This window comes from Victivallis sp. (genome assembly GCF_048170485.1).
In the GTDB taxonomy this organism is placed as follows: domain Bacteria; phylum Verrucomicrobiota; class Lentisphaeria; order Victivallales; family Victivallaceae; genus Victivallis.
The window spans coordinates 1-3912 of sequence record NZ_DBEXAY010000182.1 but is presented as its reverse complement, the minus strand read 5'-3'; the positions used below and the strand labels follow the sequence as shown (position 1 = coordinate 3912).

3 protein-coding genes are annotated in these 3912 nt (G+C 58.8%); all 3 read left to right on the top strand.

The genetic code is table 11. The features are described 5' to 3' along the window. The first annotated feature begins 38 nt into the window (after positions 1–38). From ACMLHG_RS09445 to ACMLHG_RS09435, 3 genes are read left to right on the top strand one after another with little or no spacing between them, the layout of a single operon-like run. Positions 39–1046 carry a LacI family DNA-binding transcriptional regulator gene (locus tag ACMLHG_RS09445; RefSeq protein WP_295812972.1) on the top strand — a complete coding sequence of 336 codons (1008 nt, stop codon included), beginning with the start codon at positions 39–41 and terminating at the stop codon, positions 1044–1046. Beyond that, positions 1039–1806 (top strand): type II secretion system protein, encoded by a 768-nt coding sequence (locus ACMLHG_RS09440; RefSeq protein ID WP_417170327.1) that lies wholly within the window; start codon positions 1039–1041, stop codon positions 1804–1806. The genes ACMLHG_RS09445 and ACMLHG_RS09440 overlap by 8 nt, the downstream gene beginning before the upstream one ends. Before the next feature lie 53 nt (positions 1807–1859). After that, positions 1860–3770 carry a beta-galactosidase gene (locus ACMLHG_RS09435; protein ID WP_417170326.1) on the top strand — a complete coding sequence of 637 codons (1911 nt, stop codon included), beginning with the start codon at positions 1860–1862 and terminating at the stop codon, positions 3768–3770. Positions 3771–3912: the final 142 nt, after the last annotated feature.

The following is a 3912-nucleotide window of genomic DNA, read 5'->3' as shown; positions in this document are numbered from 1 at the left end:
TTTCCATAGAAAAGCGGATTTCTAAGAAATTTTCAGACATGACACTCAAAGAAATAGCCAAAGAATGCAACACCTCCCCGGCGACGGTCAGCCGGGTTCTGAACAATTATACCAAAAATTTCTCCGTCAATCCGGAGTTGCGGCGGAAAATCCTCGCCTGTGCGGAGCGGTCTGGGTATAAGCCGAACATGATTTTCAAGACGCTCCGGACCAATGTCAACAGTCCGATCTCCTGTCTCTTCAGCACTCCGGACCTCCGCTTCAGTTACGGTACCACCATGTCCATCATTGAAACGATGATTCCCATTCTGCGGGAACAGGGGTACCAGTACACCTTCTCCTTCGCGCCGGACCCCGGGCGCAGCTTCTATCAGAAACCCTTCTGGAAGACGAAAGCGCTGGTCCTGCCCGACGTGCTGACCGACGAACAGCTGCTTCCTCTCGGCGAACCGGCCTGCCCGCTCCTGATTCTGAACGGCAGATCGTCGCGCAAAATCGACACCATCAACAACGACGAGTACAGCAACACCAGAGTGCTGATGCAGTGCCTCCACGACTTCGGTCACCGGCGCATTCTCTATGTGGACACCCCCTCTTCGAGAACGCACTACAGCGTCACGGAGCGGCGGAGCAGTTTCGAGAAACTCTGCGGAGAATTCGGCATACCGGCACCGGCGGTGATCTACTCCGAAGAGAGCATTCAGCAGGCTTTGACGCTGCGGGCCACCGCGATCCTCACCTACGGGCAGGAGCAGGCCCGGAAACTGCTGTATCAGGCATGGCGGAGGAAAATTTCCGTACCTGCGGACCTGAGCATCGTAGCGTTTGACGACGGAGAGGCTGCGGAATATTCCATCCCCCCCCTGACCAGCCTGCGGCCGGGCTGCCGGGCCATGGGGGAATTCGCCGCCAGGCTCCTCAAGGACCGGATCGAAAATCGCAATGAATTCGAAACTGCTGGCATCTTCAGATTCCCTGGAAAACTCATTCAGAGAGAATCTGTTGCCAGACCAAAAAAGTCAGAAGAAGGGGGACAAAATGGGTAAGCGGAATCGATGGAATCCGGCAGGAAGGAGAAATGGAAACTGTTTCACAATAATAGAATTGCTGGTTGTTATTGCAATCATTGCAGTCCTTGCGGCGATGCTGCTGCCGGCGCTGAACAAGGCAAAGGAAAAGGGCCGCTCGATCCGCTGTCTCTCCAATTTGAAACAGCTCGGCACCGGCATGGCCTCCTATGCCGGAGACAACAACGATTTCATCCCCGCCGCCTGGGAGGGGGATGCGAAGTTCAACTACTACTGGCCGGTTCGGCTGACCGGCTGGCACCGCGACGCGCCGACCAAGGCGGAGATGGTGAAAAACCTCACCTCCGGCCTGTATGTCTCCAACAAGGTGTTCGTCTGCCCGTCCTACACCGGCAAGCTGGTTCTCGACGGAAAGAGCGGCGGGTATGAGTTGTGGACCAGACACCCCAACTACGCCATGCAGGATTATCAGAAGGCGCAGAAACTTGTCCGGTTCCGCTACCCCTCCACGCAGTTTCTCCTCACCGAAATCTGGAAGGGAGCCGGAGCCCGGGGAATTCCGGATTTCGCCTGGGGCGTCTACCGGCTTGCCCCGCGAAACAAGCTCGTCTCCAAACCCTTTGAAGAGACCGATCTCGGATATCCCGCCGCGCGGCACGCCGGGGATTGCGGCATCCTCTACGTCGGCGGCAACGCCGGAATGCGGCGGATCGACCTGTCGAATCCGGGTTCCTCCTACCCTTTCAGCAGCGATGAGGAATCGGTGTGGGGACCGTGACCGGTCGACGCAGGGAGTTTCACGTATCACATTGACCAAAGGACCTCAGAGAAATGTATCAGCTGAAAAACGGCATCCTCCATCGGGCGAACCGGAAGATCTTCGCCCTGGGGCAATCCTATTACCCCTCCTTTCATCCGCAGAAACATCCGGTGCCTCCGGACCAGGACCGCTTCGGGGAAATGAAAAAGGATTTCGCCGACATGGCCGCGGCCGGGTTTGAACTGGTCCGGCTGGCGGCGATCGGCCAGGTGCGCCGCGACAACGGGAAGATTGTCGTCGATTTCCCGCTGCCGGACCAGCTCTGCGCCGAAGCGGAGAAGGCCGGTCTTGCGGCAATCGTGCGGCTGCAGGGGTACACCTACGACCTGCCGGACTCCCGGGAGATCATCATGTGGAACGAACACGACGAAACGATGCCGTTCCAGTGGGGGTGGTTCGTCCGCCACTGCCTGAACCACCCCGCGGTGATCCGCGACGAATGCGAAGCGACGGAGGCGTGCGCCGCCCACTTCGACGCCTTCGACAACGTGGTCGGCTTTCAGATCTACAATGAACCGGCCTACCCGTCGAAGGGGTTGTACGACTATCATCCGGCGTCGATCGCCGCCTGGCGGAAATGGCTGGTGGAAACCGGCCGGAAACCGGCGGAGGCCGCCGCCCGGATGGAACCGCCCCGCCGCTACCCGGAACGCGATCAGGATCCCTCCGACTGGATCTCGTGGCGACTCTTCCACCTGCAGCGGCTGAACGATTACCTCAATCTGCTCGCGGCCGAAGCCAAGGCGGTCTCCCCTGCCCGCGAAGTCATGACCTGCTGCATGCCCTGCCCGCTGATGCCGGGGAACAGTCTGCGCGGCGAGGACTATTTCCGCCTCGCCGAAAAGATGGATCTGGTCGGCATCACGCTCTATTTCGCCACGTGCGGCGCGTACTACTACTACACATCCGAAATTCTGGCCCTTGCCGAAAGCGCCGCCGCGCTCTACGGCAAACACGCCTGGCTCATGGAATACAACGCGGGGGTCGGCTTGACCGGATTCGCCTGGGAACGCGACGCGTACACCGCCGCGGGCGCCGGCATCAAAGGAATCCTCTATTACCAGTGGCGAGCCGATTACGCCTATCCGGACTCTCCGGAACCGGGCATCTTCGGCATGCTTCGCAGCGACCGCAGCAGAACGGAGAAGTTCGACCGGGCGGTTGCCATGACCCGGCTGCTCCGGGAGTTGAGCGACTGTCTGGTGAATGCGGAAAAATTCCGCAGCGGGGTCGCCGTGCTCTTTTCCGAAAACGTCAACGCCTGGTGCGACGCCGTCGAGAACACCGATCCGGAGAAAAAGCAGGATCATGTTTCGTTTGTCAACCTCGAAAGCAACACCGAGCGGACCTTCCGCTGCTGGAAGGATTTCGCCCGCGCGGGCATTTCGCCCGACTTCGTGCGGGCCTGCGATCTGGAAGACAACAAACTGAACATACGCCTTCTCATCGTTCCGCAGGAGGCCGGTCTTTCGGACGAGGAGAAACAACAGCTGGCCGCCTTCCGCAAGCGCGGCGGCCAGGTGGCGACGCTGGAACACTTCTGCGTCGACGCAGGCTATGCTCTCCCCGACGCGCCAACGGACGGCGAATGGGGCGCCTACCGGAGCAATCTGGAAGCGGAACACCTCCTGCTCCGCGCCGGAATTGAACCGCTGTTCCGGGCGGAAGCGCCGTTTCTCGACGTGAAAGTTCTGACTGGTGACGGCTATTTCCTGCTTTCGTTGATCAACCACGATCTCTTCGAACGGCCGATCCCGGCGGGGAGCGCCCTGGAACTGCCGTTCTGCCGCCGGGCGGTGAAGGAGGCGTGGTTCTTCGTCCCCGGCAGAAAGGAACCGGTACTGTTTTGCAATGAGAAAAGAGGCTGTAAACTGACGCTTCCGGAAATTTCCGCCGGCGGATTTCTGCTTCTTCAGCTGTAACGGATTCAGGAAAGATACCATGTATAGGTGACAAGCAATTGTCGGAGTAGAAAAGAACTCCTTTGTCGAGTAACTTTGGAAATTTACTCAAACCAAATTACCGAAAAAGGAGCTCAAAAATGCAGAGAAAAGGTAATGCCAT

What these genes read in the sequence shown, in the direction of transcription:
- ACMLHG_RS09435 (WP_417170326.1), top strand. Translation starts at nt 1,860, where the DNA reads ATGTATCAGCTGAAAAACGGCATCCTCCATCGGGCGAACCGGAAGATC.
- ACMLHG_RS09445 (WP_295812972.1), top strand. Translation starts at nt 39, where the DNA reads ATGACACTCAAAGAAATAGCCAAAGAATGCAACACCTCCCCGGCGACG.
- ACMLHG_RS09440 (WP_417170327.1), top strand. Translation starts at nt 1,039, where the DNA reads ATGGGTAAGCGGAATCGATGGAATCCGGCAGGAAGGAGAAATGGAAAC.